Annotated in this window: 20 protein-coding genes; 15 read left to right on the top strand and 5 right to left on the bottom strand. The window is 62.5% G+C overall.

Translation table 11 applies throughout. The annotated features are described in order from the left end of the window. Window positions 1-15 precede the first annotated feature (15 nt). Entirely contained in the window at window positions 16-987 is a 972-nt protein-coding gene (locus HCN50_RS19025) for an SDR family oxidoreductase (protein WP_171711182.1), read from the top strand. Window positions 988-1,024: 37 nt separating this feature from the next. Then, window positions 1,025-1,726 (top strand): GNAT family N-acetyltransferase, encoded by a 702-nt coding sequence (locus HCN50_RS19020; RefSeq protein ID WP_171711181.1) that lies wholly within the window; start codon window positions 1,025-1,027, stop codon window positions 1,724-1,726. Between the two features lie 30 nt (window positions 1,727-1,756). On the opposite strand, the gene HCN50_RS19015 is transcribed toward HCN50_RS19020, so the two are convergent. Further along, window positions 1,757-2,212 carry an SRPBCC family protein gene (locus tag HCN50_RS19015; protein WP_171711180.1) on the bottom strand — a complete coding sequence of 152 codons (456 nt, stop codon included), beginning with the start codon at window positions 2,210-2,212 and terminating at the stop codon, window positions 1,757-1,759. 121 nt (window positions 2,213-2,333) lie between these two features. Here HCN50_RS19015 and HCN50_RS19010 point away from each other — a divergent pair, with 121 nt between their 5' ends. From HCN50_RS19010 to HCN50_RS18970, 9 genes are all read left to right on the top strand, one after another. Continuing rightward, complete coding sequence (locus HCN50_RS19010) at window positions 2,334-3,419, top strand: adenylate/guanylate cyclase domain-containing protein (protein ID WP_171711179.1); 1,086 nt, start codon at window positions 2,334-2,336, stop codon at window positions 3,417-3,419. A gap of 75 nt (window positions 3,420-3,494) precedes the next feature. After that, complete coding sequence (locus tag HCN50_RS19005) at window positions 3,495-3,854, top strand: ArsR/SmtB family transcription factor (RefSeq protein ID WP_171711178.1); 360 nt, start codon at window positions 3,495-3,497, stop codon at window positions 3,852-3,854. Beyond that, window positions 3,851-4,378, top strand: a complete 528-nt coding sequence (locus tag HCN50_RS19000) for an SRPBCC family protein (RefSeq protein WP_171711177.1) — start codon at window positions 3,851-3,853, stop codon at window positions 4,376-4,378. Before HCN50_RS19005 ends, HCN50_RS19000 begins: the two co-directional genes overlap by 4 nt. 52 nt (window positions 4,379-4,430) lie before the next feature. Then, entirely contained in the window at window positions 4,431-5,180 is a 750-nt protein-coding gene (locus tag HCN50_RS18995; RefSeq protein WP_171711176.1) for a DUF899 domain-containing protein, read from the top strand. Next, on the top strand, window positions 5,177-5,452 hold the full coding sequence (locus HCN50_RS18990) for a hypothetical protein (protein WP_171711175.1): 276 nt from the start codon (window positions 5,177-5,179) through the stop codon (window positions 5,450-5,452). Before HCN50_RS18995 ends, HCN50_RS18990 begins: the two co-directional genes overlap by 4 nt. A 211-nt stretch (window positions 5,453-5,663) precedes the next feature. After that, window positions 5,664-6,380, top strand: a complete 717-nt coding sequence (locus HCN50_RS18985) for an IclR family transcriptional regulator (protein WP_171711174.1) — start codon at window positions 5,664-5,666, stop codon at window positions 6,378-6,380. 112 nt (window positions 6,381-6,492) lie between these two features. Continuing rightward, on the top strand, window positions 6,493-7,353 hold the full coding sequence (locus HCN50_RS18980; RefSeq protein WP_171711173.1) for an NAD(P)H-dependent oxidoreductase: 861 nt from the start codon (window positions 6,493-6,495) through the stop codon (window positions 7,351-7,353). A 130-nt stretch (window positions 7,354-7,483) separates the two neighbouring features. After that, window positions 7,484-7,834 carry a Lin0512 family protein gene (locus tag HCN50_RS18975; protein ID WP_171711172.1) on the top strand — a complete coding sequence of 117 codons (351 nt, stop codon included), beginning with the start codon at window positions 7,484-7,486 and terminating at the stop codon, window positions 7,832-7,834. 254 nt (window positions 7,835-8,088) lie between these two features. Further along, a complete protein-coding gene (locus HCN50_RS18970; RefSeq protein ID WP_171711171.1) occupies window positions 8,089-8,631 on the top strand; it encodes a 2'-5' RNA ligase family protein in 543 nt (180 codons plus the stop codon). A 39-nt stretch (window positions 8,632-8,670) separates the two neighbouring features. Here the strand turns inward: HCN50_RS18970 and HCN50_RS18965 are convergent, their stop codons facing one another. Together HCN50_RS18965 and HCN50_RS18960 are read right to left on the bottom strand one after the other, a co-directional pair. Beyond that, on the bottom strand, window positions 8,671-9,321 hold the full coding sequence (locus tag HCN50_RS18965) for an HAD hydrolase-like protein (protein WP_171711170.1): 651 nt from the start codon (window positions 9,319-9,321) through the stop codon (window positions 8,671-8,673). 20 nt (window positions 9,322-9,341) lie between these two features. Beyond that, window positions 9,342-10,214 (bottom strand): SDR family oxidoreductase, encoded by an 873-nt coding sequence (locus HCN50_RS18960; RefSeq protein WP_171711169.1) that lies wholly within the window; start codon window positions 10,212-10,214, stop codon window positions 9,342-9,344. A gap of 80 nt (window positions 10,215-10,294) precedes the next feature. Here HCN50_RS18960 and HCN50_RS18955 point away from each other — a divergent pair, with 80 nt between their 5' ends. Together HCN50_RS18955 and HCN50_RS18950 are read left to right on the top strand one after the other, a co-directional pair. Further along, window positions 10,295-10,999, top strand: a complete 705-nt coding sequence (locus HCN50_RS18955; protein ID WP_171711168.1) for a glutathione S-transferase family protein — start codon at window positions 10,295-10,297, stop codon at window positions 10,997-10,999. Between the two features lie 43 nt (window positions 11,000-11,042). After that, window positions 11,043-11,414, top strand: a complete 372-nt coding sequence (locus HCN50_RS18950; RefSeq protein ID WP_171711167.1) for an ArsC family reductase — start codon at window positions 11,043-11,045, stop codon at window positions 11,412-11,414. Here HCN50_RS18950 and HCN50_RS18945 read toward each other — a convergent pair. Together HCN50_RS18945 and HCN50_RS18940 are read right to left on the bottom strand one after the other, a co-directional pair. Then, window positions 11,411-12,013, bottom strand: a complete 603-nt coding sequence (locus HCN50_RS18945; RefSeq protein WP_171711166.1) for a PAS domain-containing protein — start codon at window positions 12,011-12,013, stop codon at window positions 11,411-11,413. The genes HCN50_RS18950 and HCN50_RS18945 overlap by 4 nt on opposite strands. A gap of 8 nt (window positions 12,014-12,021) precedes the next feature. After that, window positions 12,022-12,225, bottom strand: a complete 204-nt coding sequence (locus HCN50_RS18940; RefSeq protein ID WP_171711165.1) for a hypothetical protein — start codon at window positions 12,223-12,225, stop codon at window positions 12,022-12,024. A gap of 163 nt (window positions 12,226-12,388) precedes the next feature. On the opposite strand from HCN50_RS18940, the gene HCN50_RS18935 reads away from it, so the two are divergent. Together HCN50_RS18935 and HCN50_RS18930 are read left to right on the top strand one after the other, a co-directional pair. Beyond that, window positions 12,389-13,144 carry an ABC transporter ATP-binding protein gene (locus tag HCN50_RS18935; protein ID WP_171711164.1) on the top strand — a complete coding sequence of 252 codons (756 nt, stop codon included), beginning with the start codon at window positions 12,389-12,391 and terminating at the stop codon, window positions 13,142-13,144. 7 nt (window positions 13,145-13,151) lie between these two features. Continuing rightward, the gene (locus HCN50_RS18930) at window positions 13,152-13,880 is read left to right on the top strand and encodes an ABC transporter ATP-binding protein (protein ID WP_376700306.1); all 729 of its coding nucleotides are present in this window, start codon (window positions 13,152-13,154) and stop codon (window positions 13,878-13,880) included. Window positions 13,881-13,907 lie beyond the last annotated feature (27 nt).

Below are 13,907 nucleotides of genomic sequence, written 5' to 3'. Positions count from 1 at the left end.
GAAGGAGAAGTTGCGATGAATATTGCGTCACACGATTCGCTTCGCGGACGTATCGCGGTCGTAGCAGGCGCGACGCGCGGTGCCGGCCGCGGCATCGCCACGGCGCTCGGCGAGGCCGGCGCAACGGTGATCTGCACGGGACGCAGCAGCATGTGCGCCGACGCTTCAATGCGATCCGATTACGATCGGCCCGAGACGATCGAGGAGACGGCAGAGCTTGTGACCAGCCTCGGCGGCAAGGGCGTCGCCATCGCCGTCGACCATCTCGAGCCTTCGCAGGTCGCGGCGCTCGCCGAGCGCATCCGCGGCGACTACGGCCGCATCGACGTGCTGGTGAACGACATCTGGGGCGCCGAACGGCTGAAGGGCGGGCCCGCCGAATGGAATATGCCGATCTGGAAACTCGACCTGCAGAAGGGCTTGCGGATTCTACGGCTCGGCATTGAGACCCATCTGGTGACGTCGCATTATCTGTTGTCGCTGCTGGTCGTGCAACCTGGCGGCTTGCTCATCGAAGTCACCGACGGCACCGCCGACTACAACGCGCAGCATTATCGCATCTCGGTCTTCTACGACCTCGTCAAGCAGAGCGTGAACCGTCTCGCTTATTCGCAAGGCCACGAACTCGCGCCGCATGGCGCTACGGCGGTCGCAATCACGCCCGGGTGGCTGCGCTCCGAGATGATGCTGGAGAATTTCGGCGTCACCGAAGAAAACTGGCGCGAGGCGTTGACGAAGCGGGAAGGCCGGCATCACGCGCCGCCGGATTTCGCATTATCGGAATCGCCGCGCTATGTCGGCCGCGCCGTGGCGGCGCTCGCCGCCGATCCGGATCGCGGTAGGTGGAATCAGAAATCGGTCAGTTCCGGCGAACTCGCCCGCCACTACGGCTTTACGGATGTCGACGGCTCGCGGCCCGACATCTGGCGCTACACCGCCGAGGTCCGCGAGGGCGGCAAGGTCGCCGACCTCAGCGACTATCGCTGACGTCATCGCACAATTGAGTGAGAATGAAAGTAGCCCGATGTCGGTTCATGATAGCCCAAACCATCCCCTCGATTATCCGGTCTGGACTGCGCTCACGACCACGCAGCGGGCGCTGGCGGAAGGTGATGCTCGCGCCCGGCGCTATCCGACGCTGATGACGCCGTTCGCGGATATGCCGGATAGGACCGCCGAGAATTTCGCAGCGCTCGCAGGGTTGATGTCGCCGACGGACATTGCCGTGCTGTTCACGCCGGAAGCCGTGACCGCGCCAGCCGAATTCAAGATCGTGCTGGCCGAGACCGGCGAGCAGATGACCGGTACGCCGGTTGAGACGCCAGCCAATGGCGTCGACATCGTCACCCTCGGCGTCGACGACGTGCCTGCCATGATAGAACTGACCGCACTCACCAAACCGGGCCCGTTCAGCGCGCGGACCCATGAACTCGGCACTTTTCTCGGCATTCGCGTCGATGGCCAGCTTGTCGCAATGATCGGCGAACGGATGAAGCCGGCCAACTACACCGAGATCACCGCCGTCTGCGTGCACCCATCCCATCGTGGCCGTGGCTATGGGCAGATGCTGCTATCGGCCATCTCTCGCCAGATCGTATCGCGCGGCGAGATTCCCTTTCTGCACGTCTTCACCAGCAATCGCTCGGCCATCGCGCTCTACCGGCGGCAGGGCATGGAAATCCGCCGCCGTCTCCACGTGACGGTATTGAAGAAAGATGTGCGATAGCGGGGATGCGCGCCTCGACTGTTACCATCCTTACGCGTTGCGGGTGCCGTTCGGCCCACGATCCGGCCCGGGATCCTGACCGGAGGCTGCCTTGGTCAACCTGTCGATATAATGTGCCCACCCTTTGGCATGGCTCGCCTGGTGCGCTGCGCTCGGAAGCCCGCTATGGGTCATGCGCAGCAGCGTGCCACCATCCTGCTCGATCAGATCGATCTCGATCAGGCTTGATCCCGGCGGCACCTCGTCATTGCCTTCCCAGCCAAAACTGTAGGCGAGGCGGTGCACCGGCACGACTTCGCGGAATGTGCCGCGCGCCGTCGCACTGCCCACGCCCTTCAGTAGGTACAGCCCGCCAGGATGCATCTCCGTCAAGGCTTCGCTACCCATCCATTGCACGATTTTCTCGGGGTCCGTCAGGAAGGCGAACACGCTGGCGCGCGGCGCGGCGATCTGGGTCTCGCGCTGGACTACGAATGATTCAGGCATCGAAAACCTCGTTGCTCGTTGGCATGACGGATCGTGCAACCCCCACGGGAACATATGCCGGGCCATAGATTTACCAAGTGCCGATCATGACAATCAATTGTTTCTGCCACATGATCGGCTCATGCAACTAAGTGCGACGCTGACATGGCTGGTCGATGCGGCCAGCGCTTCCCCGGCCGCGGACCGGTTCCTCGCCGAGCTTGGTACGCGCTTGGCCAATGACGGCATGCCGCTTGCCGGCGGCGCGCTGACGCTCGCCGTGCCGCATCCGATCATTGCCCGCCGCACCTGGCTGTGGCGCGCCGATAATGGCGAGGTAATCGAGGCGGTGGGATTCACGCCGGCGGGGCTCGCCGGCGTCGAAAATTCGTCCGGCGGTGCAGCCCGGAATTGGCTGATCGCGCTTGCGGGCGGCGTGTTGCATGAAGACAGCATCGGGCCGGGAGAGGGCGGGCCGGTGCTCGGCTGGATCGGGCCGCGCCGGTTCACGGAAGCGGAAGCAAACGGGCTGCGCGATGCCGCCCGCTTTGCCGCGGCGCCGCTTGCTGCACTCTCGGCGCGTGCGACGCTGTCGGCCGCACTCGAGGCCTATCTCGGCCGGCGCAGCGCTGCGCGGGTGCTGGCAGGGCCGTTGCGGCGCGAAGTCGGTGAGACCATCCGCGCGGTATTGCTCTATGGCGATCTGCGCAGCTTCACGGCACTGTCCGAGGCGGAGCCTCCCGCTGCCGTCATCGCTGCGCTTGGCGGCTGGTTCGACTGCATCGGCGGTGCCGTCCACGCGTTCGGTGGCGAGGTGTTGAAATTCATCGGCGACGGCGTGCTCGCCATCTTTCCGGTCGGCGAAAAGCCGAGCGACGCCTGCGACGCGGCGCTGCGCGCGGTTGCTTCCGTCAAAGCCGGAATGGCGCATCTCGAAGTGGAGCGGCGCGAACAGGGGTTGCCGTCGCTGTCGTTCGGCGTCGCGTTGCACCTCGGCGAAATTCTGTGGGGCAATGTCGGCGCCGCCGATCGGCTGGATTTCACGGCGATCGGTCCTTCGGTGAATCTCGTCAGCCGCCTGGAAGGACTTTGCCGGCCGCTCGGCCGCACGGTTCTCATCTCCAGCACCGTCGCCGCCGAAACCAGCGCGGCGTTGGTTCCACTAGGAATGCACGCGCTGCGCGGCATCGCAACCCCATGCGCCATCTACACTTTGCCGGAAAGCTAGGCGCGCGGAATTCGGTTCACGAAAACGTTAAACCGATCGGTTGACTATTTGAGCTGCGTCTATATACTAAACCACATGGTTGAACATTCGGCACATCTCGACGCTGTTTTTCATGCGCTGGCGGACCCAACGCGCCGGGCGATGCTTGGACAATTGGCCGAGCGCGAACTCACGATCGGGGAATTGGCGACGCCGTTCCGCATGAGCTTCGCCGGCGCGTCGAAACATGTGCGCGTGCTGGAGAACGCCGGCCTCGTGACGCGCACGATCCGCGGCCGCACCCATCTGTGTCGCCTCGAGGCGGCGCGGCTCGCAGAAGCCAATGCATGGCTGAAGCGCTACGAGCGTTTCTGGAACGCCAATCTCGACAGATTGGAAGCGCTGTTGCGCGCGGAAGACGAGACAAAGGCCAGGAAGCAAAGGAGTAAGAGATGAATTCGACGAGGAAGCCCGAAGCCTATGGCGAACTGACCGAGCCGACCACGCTCAGGATTCAGCGGCTGCTGCCCGGCCCGATCGAGCGCATCTGGGCCTATCTCACCGATAGCGAGCTGCGCCGCAAATGGCTGGCGGCAGGCGACATGGAGCCCGGCGCGGCCTTCGAACTCGTCTGGCGCAACGATGAACTGACGGACCCGCCCGGTAAGGCCCCGGCCGGCTTCGGCGGCGAGCATCGCATGCAGAGCCGGATTACCGAATTCGATCCGCCGCGAAAATTGTCGATCACCTGGAACAGCACGGGTGATGTCACGTTCGAGCTGGAACCCAAAGGCAAGGGCGTGCTGCTCACGATCATCCATCGGCGCTTCCCGGACCGCGCCACGCTACTCAAGCACATGGCCGGCTGGCACATGCATCTCGATGTCCTGGTCGCCCGCGCGAACGGCGAGGAGCCGGCGCCGTTCTGGGACGGCTGGAGTGGCCTCATGAAGGAATACGACGCACGTCTGCCGGCCTGAGCTGCAAGTCGAAGCTCAAGTAACAAGCATCGCAACAAACAGGAGATTAGCCATGCAGATTCACACCGTTTCGGCACAGGAATGGGAAGCGGCACGCCAGCAGTTGCTATTGAAGGAGAAGGCCTTGACCCACGCCCGCGACGCGCTCGCCGCCGAGCGCCGGCGGATGCCGTGGCTCCCGGTGGACAAGGAGTACAGATTCGAGGGACCTAACGGCGCGGCGAGCTTGAGCGAGCTGTTCGAAGGCCGTCATCAACTGATCCTCTACCGCGCCTTCTTCGAACCCGGCGTGTTCGGCTGGCCCGATCACGCCTGCCGCGGCTGCTCGATGGTGGCCGATCAGGTCGCCCACGTAGCCCATCTCAATGCCCGCGATACCACGCTCGTGTTCGCCTCGCGCGCGCCGCAGCCGGACATCGCGCGACTGAAGAAGCGAATGGGATGGGAGCTGATCCCCTGGTACACGATCACGGACAGCTTCGATTCCGATTTCGACGTCGGCGAATGGCACGGCACCAATGTGTTCTTCCGGGACGGCAACAAGATCTACCGCACCTATTTCATCAACAATCGCGGCGACGAGCAGATGGGAGGCACCTGGAATTACCTCGACATCACGCCGCTCGGCCGCCAGGAGGTGTGGGAGGATTCGCCCGAGGGCTACCCGCAGACCCCGACCTACAAATGGTGGAATTGGCACGACAGCTACGTCGAAGGCGCCGCGCCCGACAAGAGGTGGGTCGAGGTATCGGACGCCGGAGAGGCGGCATTCCGGAAACAGAGCACGAGCGGTAAGGCATGAGCGAGGCCTTCGCCAGTGGATCCCATCGCGGCGTCATTCGCTGGAATGCCGCCGCGCTCAAGTCAGCCAACGGGCTATATCTCGCGGCCGCGCCGACGTTTGCAATGATGGCGCTCGTTACCGGCCTCGGTGGCGGTGGATCGTCAGACGCGTTGTGTTCGAACGTGGAAGCCTCGCCGCTGGCTGGCATGGTCCCGATGTACCTGCTGATGAGCATTTTCCATTCAGCGCCGTGGCTGAAGCTGATCGCTGGTTGGCGACGTGGCGCCTGAAGCCGTTGGCCCGGGCACGTGTGCCCGGGCCTGTTCTTGTTGGCCGATCAATGCTCCGTCTGTTCCGAAGCGCGATTGCGCGTCTCACTTTCGCGCAAAAAGGCCACGCTCGATAGACGCGATCGGAGCACAATATTCAACATGGATGGACTTGTCGTTCGGCGACGCCACGCCAAATTAGCGGATGGTATCTGTCGCCAGTGAACGCGTAATGCCGAAAGTCAGGCTGATTCAATCCATCGAGCGCGCGGCCGCGATTCTCGAAATCATCGCCCGGGAGGGCGGTGCCGCGCGGCTGCAGCACATTGCCGAGCAAGCAAAGCTCGGCAAGACGACCGCGCACAATCTTCTGAAGACGCTGGACGAGCTTGGTTACGTGCACCGCCGCGCCGGGGATACGCGCTATCATCTCGGCGGCCGCATTCTCAATCTGGCGCGGATAGCTGGAGACGACAGTGCGCTGCGCAGCCGCCTGCGCCCAGCGCTCGAATCCGTCGCAAAGCGGACTGGAGCGATGGTTTATCTCGCCGTGCCGAGCGGCGATGAAGTCTATTATCTGGATGCGATCGAGTCGTCCCACGCATTAAAGGCAGGCGCCTGTCCGATCGGCGTGCGCGAGCCCCTGGAACGATCGGCCGTCGGTCTCGTATTCCTCGCCTTCATGCCTGGGCTCGGCAAACGCGTCCTCGCCAGCCGTGCCGACGCACTCGGTCCGCAAATTCTCTCCGAGATCAAGACGGTGGCCACGCGCGGTTTCGCGCTCGACCTCGAGAACTACCAGCGAGGCCTCCACTGTGTTGCCATTCCCTGGCGTGAGGGCGGCGAGGTCCGTGCGAGCATCGGGGTGAGCGGGCCATCGACGCGCCTGCCGCCGCAGGCATTGACGGAGATGGCCTGGATGATGATGAGAGAAGTCGAGCGCGCTTGAGTTCAGCATGGCTGAACATTTGACGTTTCCGCAGGTCAATCGTTCGACTTCATGATTTTGCCCACCATGTTGAGCCGTCGCGCCACCCGCGCAATCTCAACAGGAGCAAATCTTGAGCAACGTCCTTATCGTCCACGCGCACCCGGAACCCAAATCACTCACCGGCGCCCTGAAGGATCTGGCGGTCGAAACGCTCACGTGGCAGGGCCATGCGGTACAGGTCTCCGATCTCTATGCGGCTAACTGGAAGGCGATCGCCGATCGCGGGGACTTTCTCGAGCAGGCGCAGCCGGACCGCCTCAGCTACGTGGCCGAGTCGCGTCATGCGTTTGCCACCGGCACTCAGACGCCCGACGTTGAAGCCGAGCAGCAAAAACTGTTGTGGGCTGATGCCGTTCTCCTGAGTTTCCCGATGTGGTGGTTCGGCATGCCAGCCATCCTGAAAGGCTGGGTCGACCGTGTCTTCGCCTATGGTTTTGCCTATGGTGTCGGTACCCACGGCGGCGAGAGTTGGGGCGACCGATACGGTGAAGGCACCCTCAGCGGACGCCGCGCCATGTTGTCGGTCACGATCGGCGGGCGCGCGCCGCATTACGGCGAGCGCGGCGTCAATGGGCGGCTCGACGACCTGCTGTGGCCGATTCAGCACGGCATGCTGTTCTACCCAGGCATGCAGGTGCTGCCGCCCTTTGTTGTCTATCAGAGCGACCGGCTGAGCGAGGCCGAATGGCCCACCGTCGCCGAGGCCTATAGGCGCCGTATCACGGGACTCTTCAACGATCAGCCGATCCCGTACCGCACCCAGAATGGCGGGCATTATGACGGCCAGCAGGTCTTGAAACCGGGGCTGGGCGCAGGGGAGAGCGGCACACGAATTCATCTCGTCCAGCCGGGAGACCCAACCGAGGTGCTTGCCGGCACGCAGATTGCGGTCGCCGCAACTCGGGAAATGGAGACTTGTCCGGGCCCATGATGGCCAGGACAAAGCGCGAAGGCTCAGGCCGCGCCGTTGGACAGCGGCTTGACGTCGCGGCAACAAGCGAGGATTGAGAGACGGGCCTTCGCCGATCGATATCTCCACGCCAACGACGAGAGGAAATGCCATGGCACGTGTCCGCTGTATCACCGAGATGGGCATGGGCGTCGACGTTCACGGACGCGATGCCACGAAAGCTGCCAGGCGCGCCGTCTCCGACGCCATTCGCCACTCCAGCCTCGGCTTCTTCCGGATGCTGGGCAAGACCGCCAACGACATGTTTGTCGATGTCATGATTGCCGTGCCGGATCCAAGCGGGGTGGATACGGCAGCCGTCGCCAAAGAGCTGCCTTACGGCACGGTGAACGTGACGGCAGTCAATGGCGGCCTGGAAATTCCCGCCGAGAGCGGTAGCGACTCCATTCTCATTGCGAACGCCGCCGTGATCGTGAGTTTCGACGACGGCAAGACAGGATGAATTCGCTAAGTATCAATCAGGCCGGACGGCGAATCCGCGATCAACCGAGACCTGAAGCCCCCATGGCGACGCAAGACAGCAGCCACAAGCCATAAGTACCTTTTGCAAGCGGCGGTTCGGTGCACGACAAGTATATCCGGCCAGGGTCGTCGGCGCATTGCGGATGCGTCTTGTAAGATCACGGGAATTTGCCAAGGCGTAGTTGTAAGCTAGCCTTGCCACAACTTTATGTTTATGATCTGTCCTGCGTTATCATGGACAAGTTTGCAAGCTGTAGTAGTGGCCGGCTGTTCCTCGCGACAGTTCCGGATGCAGCCACAGCGGATCGAATTCACGGGCTCGCCGCTACGCTCAAACGTGCGCATCGCTTCAACGGCAAGCTCATTGCGCCACACCGGCTGCACGTTTCGCTATTCTCCCTCACCGGCCTGCCGGACCGCCAGATTTGCGCGGCGTGCGAGGCGGCGGCCGATTTGAGGATCCAGCCGTTTGAAGTGTCGTTCGATCGGACGACGAGCTTCCGGGGCGGGCCGGGCAATCGTCCTTTTGTCTTGATCGGCGCGGAGGGCCTGCGCCGGCTGCACTCATTTCGGCACATGCTTGCTGCCGCACTGACACAAAGAGGGTTGAGGCGGTTGGCCAATACGAATTTCACGCCGCACGTCACATTGTTGTACGACCCGCGAAGCGTGGATGAATGTCCGGTCGCGCCGGTAGCTTGGACCGTGGCCGAGTTTGTGCTCGTCCATAGTTTAAAGGGTCATCAGCACCTGGCACGGTGGTGCTTGCGGACATGACAGCCGTCGGCGAAGTGCGGCGAGAAGCTTCGCCCGGCACTATTTCATTGCGGCCAGCCGCTCGATCATCTCGTTCAGGGAGTCGAACAGATAAGTCGGTCCCGCCGCCTGGAGCGCGGAGGGAAGGGCATAACCCCATGTCACCGCGCCTGAATCCATCCCGGCCGCTTTCGCGGCCTCGATATCGCGAATCTCGTCACCGATGCAGATCGTCTCCGAAGGTTTTGCGCCGAGCCTTCGTGCGACGCGCCGAAACTTCCAGTGCTTGCCGAACAGCGCGGCGCCGCAGTCGAAGCAGGTGATCAGGCGCGTGGTAGGGCCGAGCACTTGCCGCACGGATGCTTCGCTGTCGGAACTGACGATCGCGGTCATGATCCCGCGGCGCTGCAGGTCGGTCAGCATGGCCGGGATGCCCTTAAACAGTGATATCTCGCTCGCGGCGGCGAGCTTGCGCTTTCGCATGTCGTTGACGATGGCAGGCAGTTGCCACGTGGATACGTTGAGCCGCGCCATGATTTCGCGTGCGGACATGCCGCGCATCCCCTCAATTTCCTCGGCGGGAACGGGTTTAAGATTGAACCGCGCGACCATGTCGTCAAAGGATGAGCGAAACCAGGGAAGCGAGTCGGCCAGCGTGCCGTCGAAATCGAAGATGGCGAGGCGATAGCGCGTCGTGGGCGGGCGTGTCATGGGCAATGGGCCTCGGCACGTCACTCGACGTTGCCGCCGAAATACGCCGGCTTGCCGGTGGTCCAGGTCTCGCCCCAGAGCTGGCCGCCGCCATCGACCGTCAGCGTTTCACCGGTCACGAATTTGGCGGACGGTCCCGCAAGGAAAACGGTGGCTTCCGCGACGTCCCAGGGCGAGCCGACGCGCATCATCGGGTTCGAGCGCGGGTAGGCGGCGCGCGCCTCCGGCGTATAGACGTTCCAGCCTTCGGATTCGATCGCGCCGGGTGCCACGCAGTTGACGCGGATGTTCAAGGGCGCCCATTCGACCGCCACTGCGCGCGACAGCCCGATCACGCCGCTCCGCGCGGCAATGGTGTGGGCGATGCCGTAGAGGCCGTGCGTCGTCACCACCACGATGTTGACGATGCTGCCGGGATGCCTGTGGTCGCGCCAGCGCTGCGCGGCGGCCTGCATCATGTACCAGGTGCCGTTCAGATTGGTGTTGATGACGGCGTTCCAGCCCTTCACGGAAAAATCGATCGCAGCTTGCGGAAATTGTCCGCCGGCGCTGTTGATGAGGCTGTCGACGCGGCCGCGCGCAGCCCAGATCGTATCTAACAGCCCGTTCACCGCATCGGGCTCCCTGATGTCGGCGACATGCGCGGAAGCCTTGAGGCCACGGCCCGCCAATTGCGCCATCAGCGCATCGAGCTTGCCACCGTCGCGCCCGACCATGGCGACATGCGCACCCAACCGCGCGCACAGCCAGGCGATCGCCCGCCCGATGCCGCCGGCGCCGCCCGAGACGACAACGACCTGATCCTTCAGCACATCGCTTGCGAAGACCGTCGGATGGACCGCGAACTCCGCGTCGCTCAGGCCAAGCTTGGACGGTGATGGGTGATCAGTCATGGGTCGGAGCAGGTCTTGCTATATGCGGCATCAGCCGTACATTAGCCCGGCACCAGAAACCAAGCAAAAGAACGAGTTTGATGCCCGATCTCTCCGCTTTCCCGATCACCAAACGCTGGCCCGCCAAATATCCCGATCGCCTTCAACTCTATTCGCTGCCGACACCGAACGGGGTCAAGGTCTCGATCATGCTCGAAGAGATCGGATTACCCTACGAGGTGCATCTGGTCGACTTCGGCAAGGACGACCAGAAGACGCCGGAATTCCTGTCGCTGAATCCGAACGGCAAGATCCCGGCGATCCTCGATCCGGATGGGCCGGGTGGCAAGCCGCTGCCGCTGTTCGAGTCAGGGGCAATCCTGCAATATCTCGCCGACAAAACCGGCAAGCTCCTGCCGGCCGATCCGGCGCGGCGATACCAGACAATCCAGTGGCTGCACTTCCAGATGGGCGGTATCGGCCCGATGTTCGGCCAGGTCGGATTCTTCCATAAGTTCGCCGGCAAGGAATATGAGGACAAGCGGCCGCTCGAGCGTTACGTCGCCGAATCGAGACGCCTGCTCGATGTGATGGAGACGCGGCTTGCCGGACGGCAATGGACCATGGACGATGAATATACCATCGCCGACATTTCCATGCTCGGCTGGGTACGCAACCTGATCGGCTTCTACGGTGCGCGTGATCTGGTGGCATTCGATACGTTGAAGCAGGTGCCGGCGTGGCTGGAACGCGGTCTCGCCCGACCGGCCGTGCAGCGCGGGCTCGATATACCAAAGCGGCCTTAAGCGGCGCGCTTGAGCAGCTCGTAAACGACAGGCATGCGAGAAAATGCCCATCACCATCTACGGCATCAAGAACTGCGATACCATGAAGAAGGCGCGTGCCTGGCTCGATGAACATGGCGTGGCATATGACTTTCACGACTACAAGCTTGTCGGCATCGCCAAGGACAAGCTGAAGCAATGGTCCGACGAAGTTGGCTGGGAGACGCTGCTCAACCGCGCCGGCACGACGTTCAAGAAGCTACCCGACGGCGACAAGGAAGGCCTGAACGAACGCAAGGCGCTGGCACTGATGCTGGCGCAGCCTTCGATGATCAAGCGTCCGGTGCTCGATCTCGGCGGCAAATTGCTGGTTGGGTTCAAACCGGACGCCTACGGCAAGGAATTGGCGTCCAAATCGCGCGCGCGTAAGGCCTAGCCGAATTCGAGTTCGTCGCCGGACGGAATGCGGCCGGGCGCGCGATGAAAGAGATCGCGATCGATGATGGTGCGCAGCTTCGGCACCGGCAGCTTGTCATTTCCGCGCAGCAGGTTCTTGATCTCGAATCCACCGTCCTCGCTGATAGTCTTCAGCGAAGCGATGATATGGGTGACGCTGCCGCCGTCGGAGAACGGCAGCAGCATCCGCTCATAGGCGACGATTCGTCCGTAGAGATCGTCGATATTGGCGATGGTGTAGGCAGGAAGTCGGCGCGCAATGCATTCATAGTAGACCGGCATGACGATCGGAGCGAGCCTCGCGCCCAGATACTCGTCAAGATAGCGGCCCTTGCCGGTATTGCCATAGGCGGTCGACATCCGCGTGCCGTTGCTCTGGATGGTCAGGCGCGGCGGGTGGGTCAGCGTGTCGACCGTATACAATACCAAGTCCGGACGTTCGTCCTCGATCCGCTCCGGCTGGTACTCCGACAAGCGCGGTATCGATTGGTTGCGGGCGTATAGCCGCAGCCACGTGTTCAGCAGATCGCGCTGCTTGATAGATTTGACGACCGACGGTCCGGCACTCTCAAATTCCAAGGCAAATTTCAAAGCGACAATTCCCAGCTATCCAAATTGCATAATGAGGCGAATCCGGCGGAAACATTGCGTGAAAGCGCCCGATTGCAGCAGAACACCGTTAACGATGGCTTGCCGGCGCGATGGTCGGGATTAGTTGCCGTCGGGCGGCTGATCCCGGCGAGGTCATTCGACTTATGGCGCATGTGGGAACCACCGCGCGATTTGCCCATGGCAGCTTTCCGCCTTGCCTAATCCATCGCGTTGACGGCATATTCCGGCCGGAGGCGGCGGGCTCGGGACGGTTTCCAGGACGTCCAGGCGGGCCTGCCCGAACAGGGAAAAATTGGCCGCGCGCGAACGATGTCGCGGAGACGGCTGACGGGGGAAGTTTGTTTGGCTGATGAGTTTATTCTCGAAACCCACGGATTAACCAAGGAATTCGCGGGTTTCTTCGCCGTTCGCGATGTCGCCCTCAAGGTGCGCCGCGGCAGTATTCATGCGCTGATCGGGCCTAATGGTGCCGGCAAGACGACATGCTTCAACCTGCTGACCAAGTTCTTGAGCCCGTCGGCAGGCCAGATCCTGTACAAGGGGCAGGACATCACCGCGATGGCGCCGGCCGATGTGGCCCGCCTCGGCCTGGTGCGTTCGTTCCAGATTTCGGCAGTGTTTCCGCACCTGACGGCGCTGGAGAATGTTCGCGTCGCGCTACAGCGTCAGCATGGAAGCTCGTTCGATTTCTGGCGCTCCAAGAGCGTGCTGGATCGCTTCAACGGCCGCGCCATTGAACTGCTGAACGACGTCGGCTTAAGCGAATTTGCCAATACCCCGGCGGTCGAGATGCCCTATGGGCGCAAGCGTGCGCTTGAGATTGCGACGACCCTGGCGCTCGACCCGGAAATGATGCTGCTCGACGAGCCGATGGCCGGCATGGGCCATGAAGACATCGACAAGATTGCGGCCCTGATCAAGCGCATCTCGGCAAAGCACACGATCCTGATGGTCGAACATAATCTCTCCGTGGTGGCCAACCTGTCCGACATCATCACCGTGCTGACGCGCGGGCAGGTGCTGGCGCAAGGCAATTACGCTGAGCTCTCAAGGGACGAGCGGGTCAAGGAAGCCTATCTGGGAGCCGGTCATGCCTGATTTGAAAATGGCCGAAACCGCCGCCAAACCGGCCAGCGCGGAGGTTCTTTCGGTTTCCGACCTGCAGGCCTGGTACGGCGAATCCCACATCCTTCATGGCATCAACTTCAATGTGAAGGCCGGCGAGGTGGTTACGCTGCTCGGCCGCAACGGCGCCGGCAAGACCACGACGCTGAAGTCGGTCATGGGTATTATCGGTAAACGCTCGGGCTCCATCCGCTTCAACGGTACGGACATCACGCGGGCCTCGTCCGACCGGATCGCCCGGCTGGGCATCGCGTTCTGTCCCGAGGAGCGCGGCATTTTCGCAAGCCTCGACGTGCGCGAAAATCTGCTGCTGCCTCCGGTCGTACGTAGCGGCGGGCTTTCGCTCGATCAGATCTTCGAATTGTTTCCGAACCTGAAGGAGCGCCTGAACAGCCAGGGCACCAAGCTGTCGGGCGGGGAGCAGCAGATGCTGGCGATCGCGAGAATCCTGCGCACCGGCGCCCGCTTTCTGATGCTGGACGAGCCGACCGAGGGGCTCGCGCCCGTCATCATTCAGCAGATCGGTCACACCATCGCGCGGCTGAAGTCGGAAGGCTTCACCATCCTGCTGGTCGAGCAGAATTTCCGCTTCGCTTCCACGGTGGCCGATCGCTACTACATCGTCGAGCACGGCAAGGTCATCGACGGTTTCGCGAATTCCGAGCTGTCGGCCAATATGGACAAGCTCCACACCTATCTCGGCGTTTAATCGGTACTTTGCTGCACTCTGGAATAA

Origin of the sequence: Bradyrhizobium archetypum (assembly GCF_013114835.1) — a bacterium.
Lineage (GTDB): Bacteria > Pseudomonadota > Alphaproteobacteria > Rhizobiales > Xanthobacteraceae > Bradyrhizobium > Bradyrhizobium archetypum.
The sequence above is the reverse complement of the archived record's forward strand: the minus strand, read 5'-3'. Positions and strand labels throughout refer to the sequence as shown.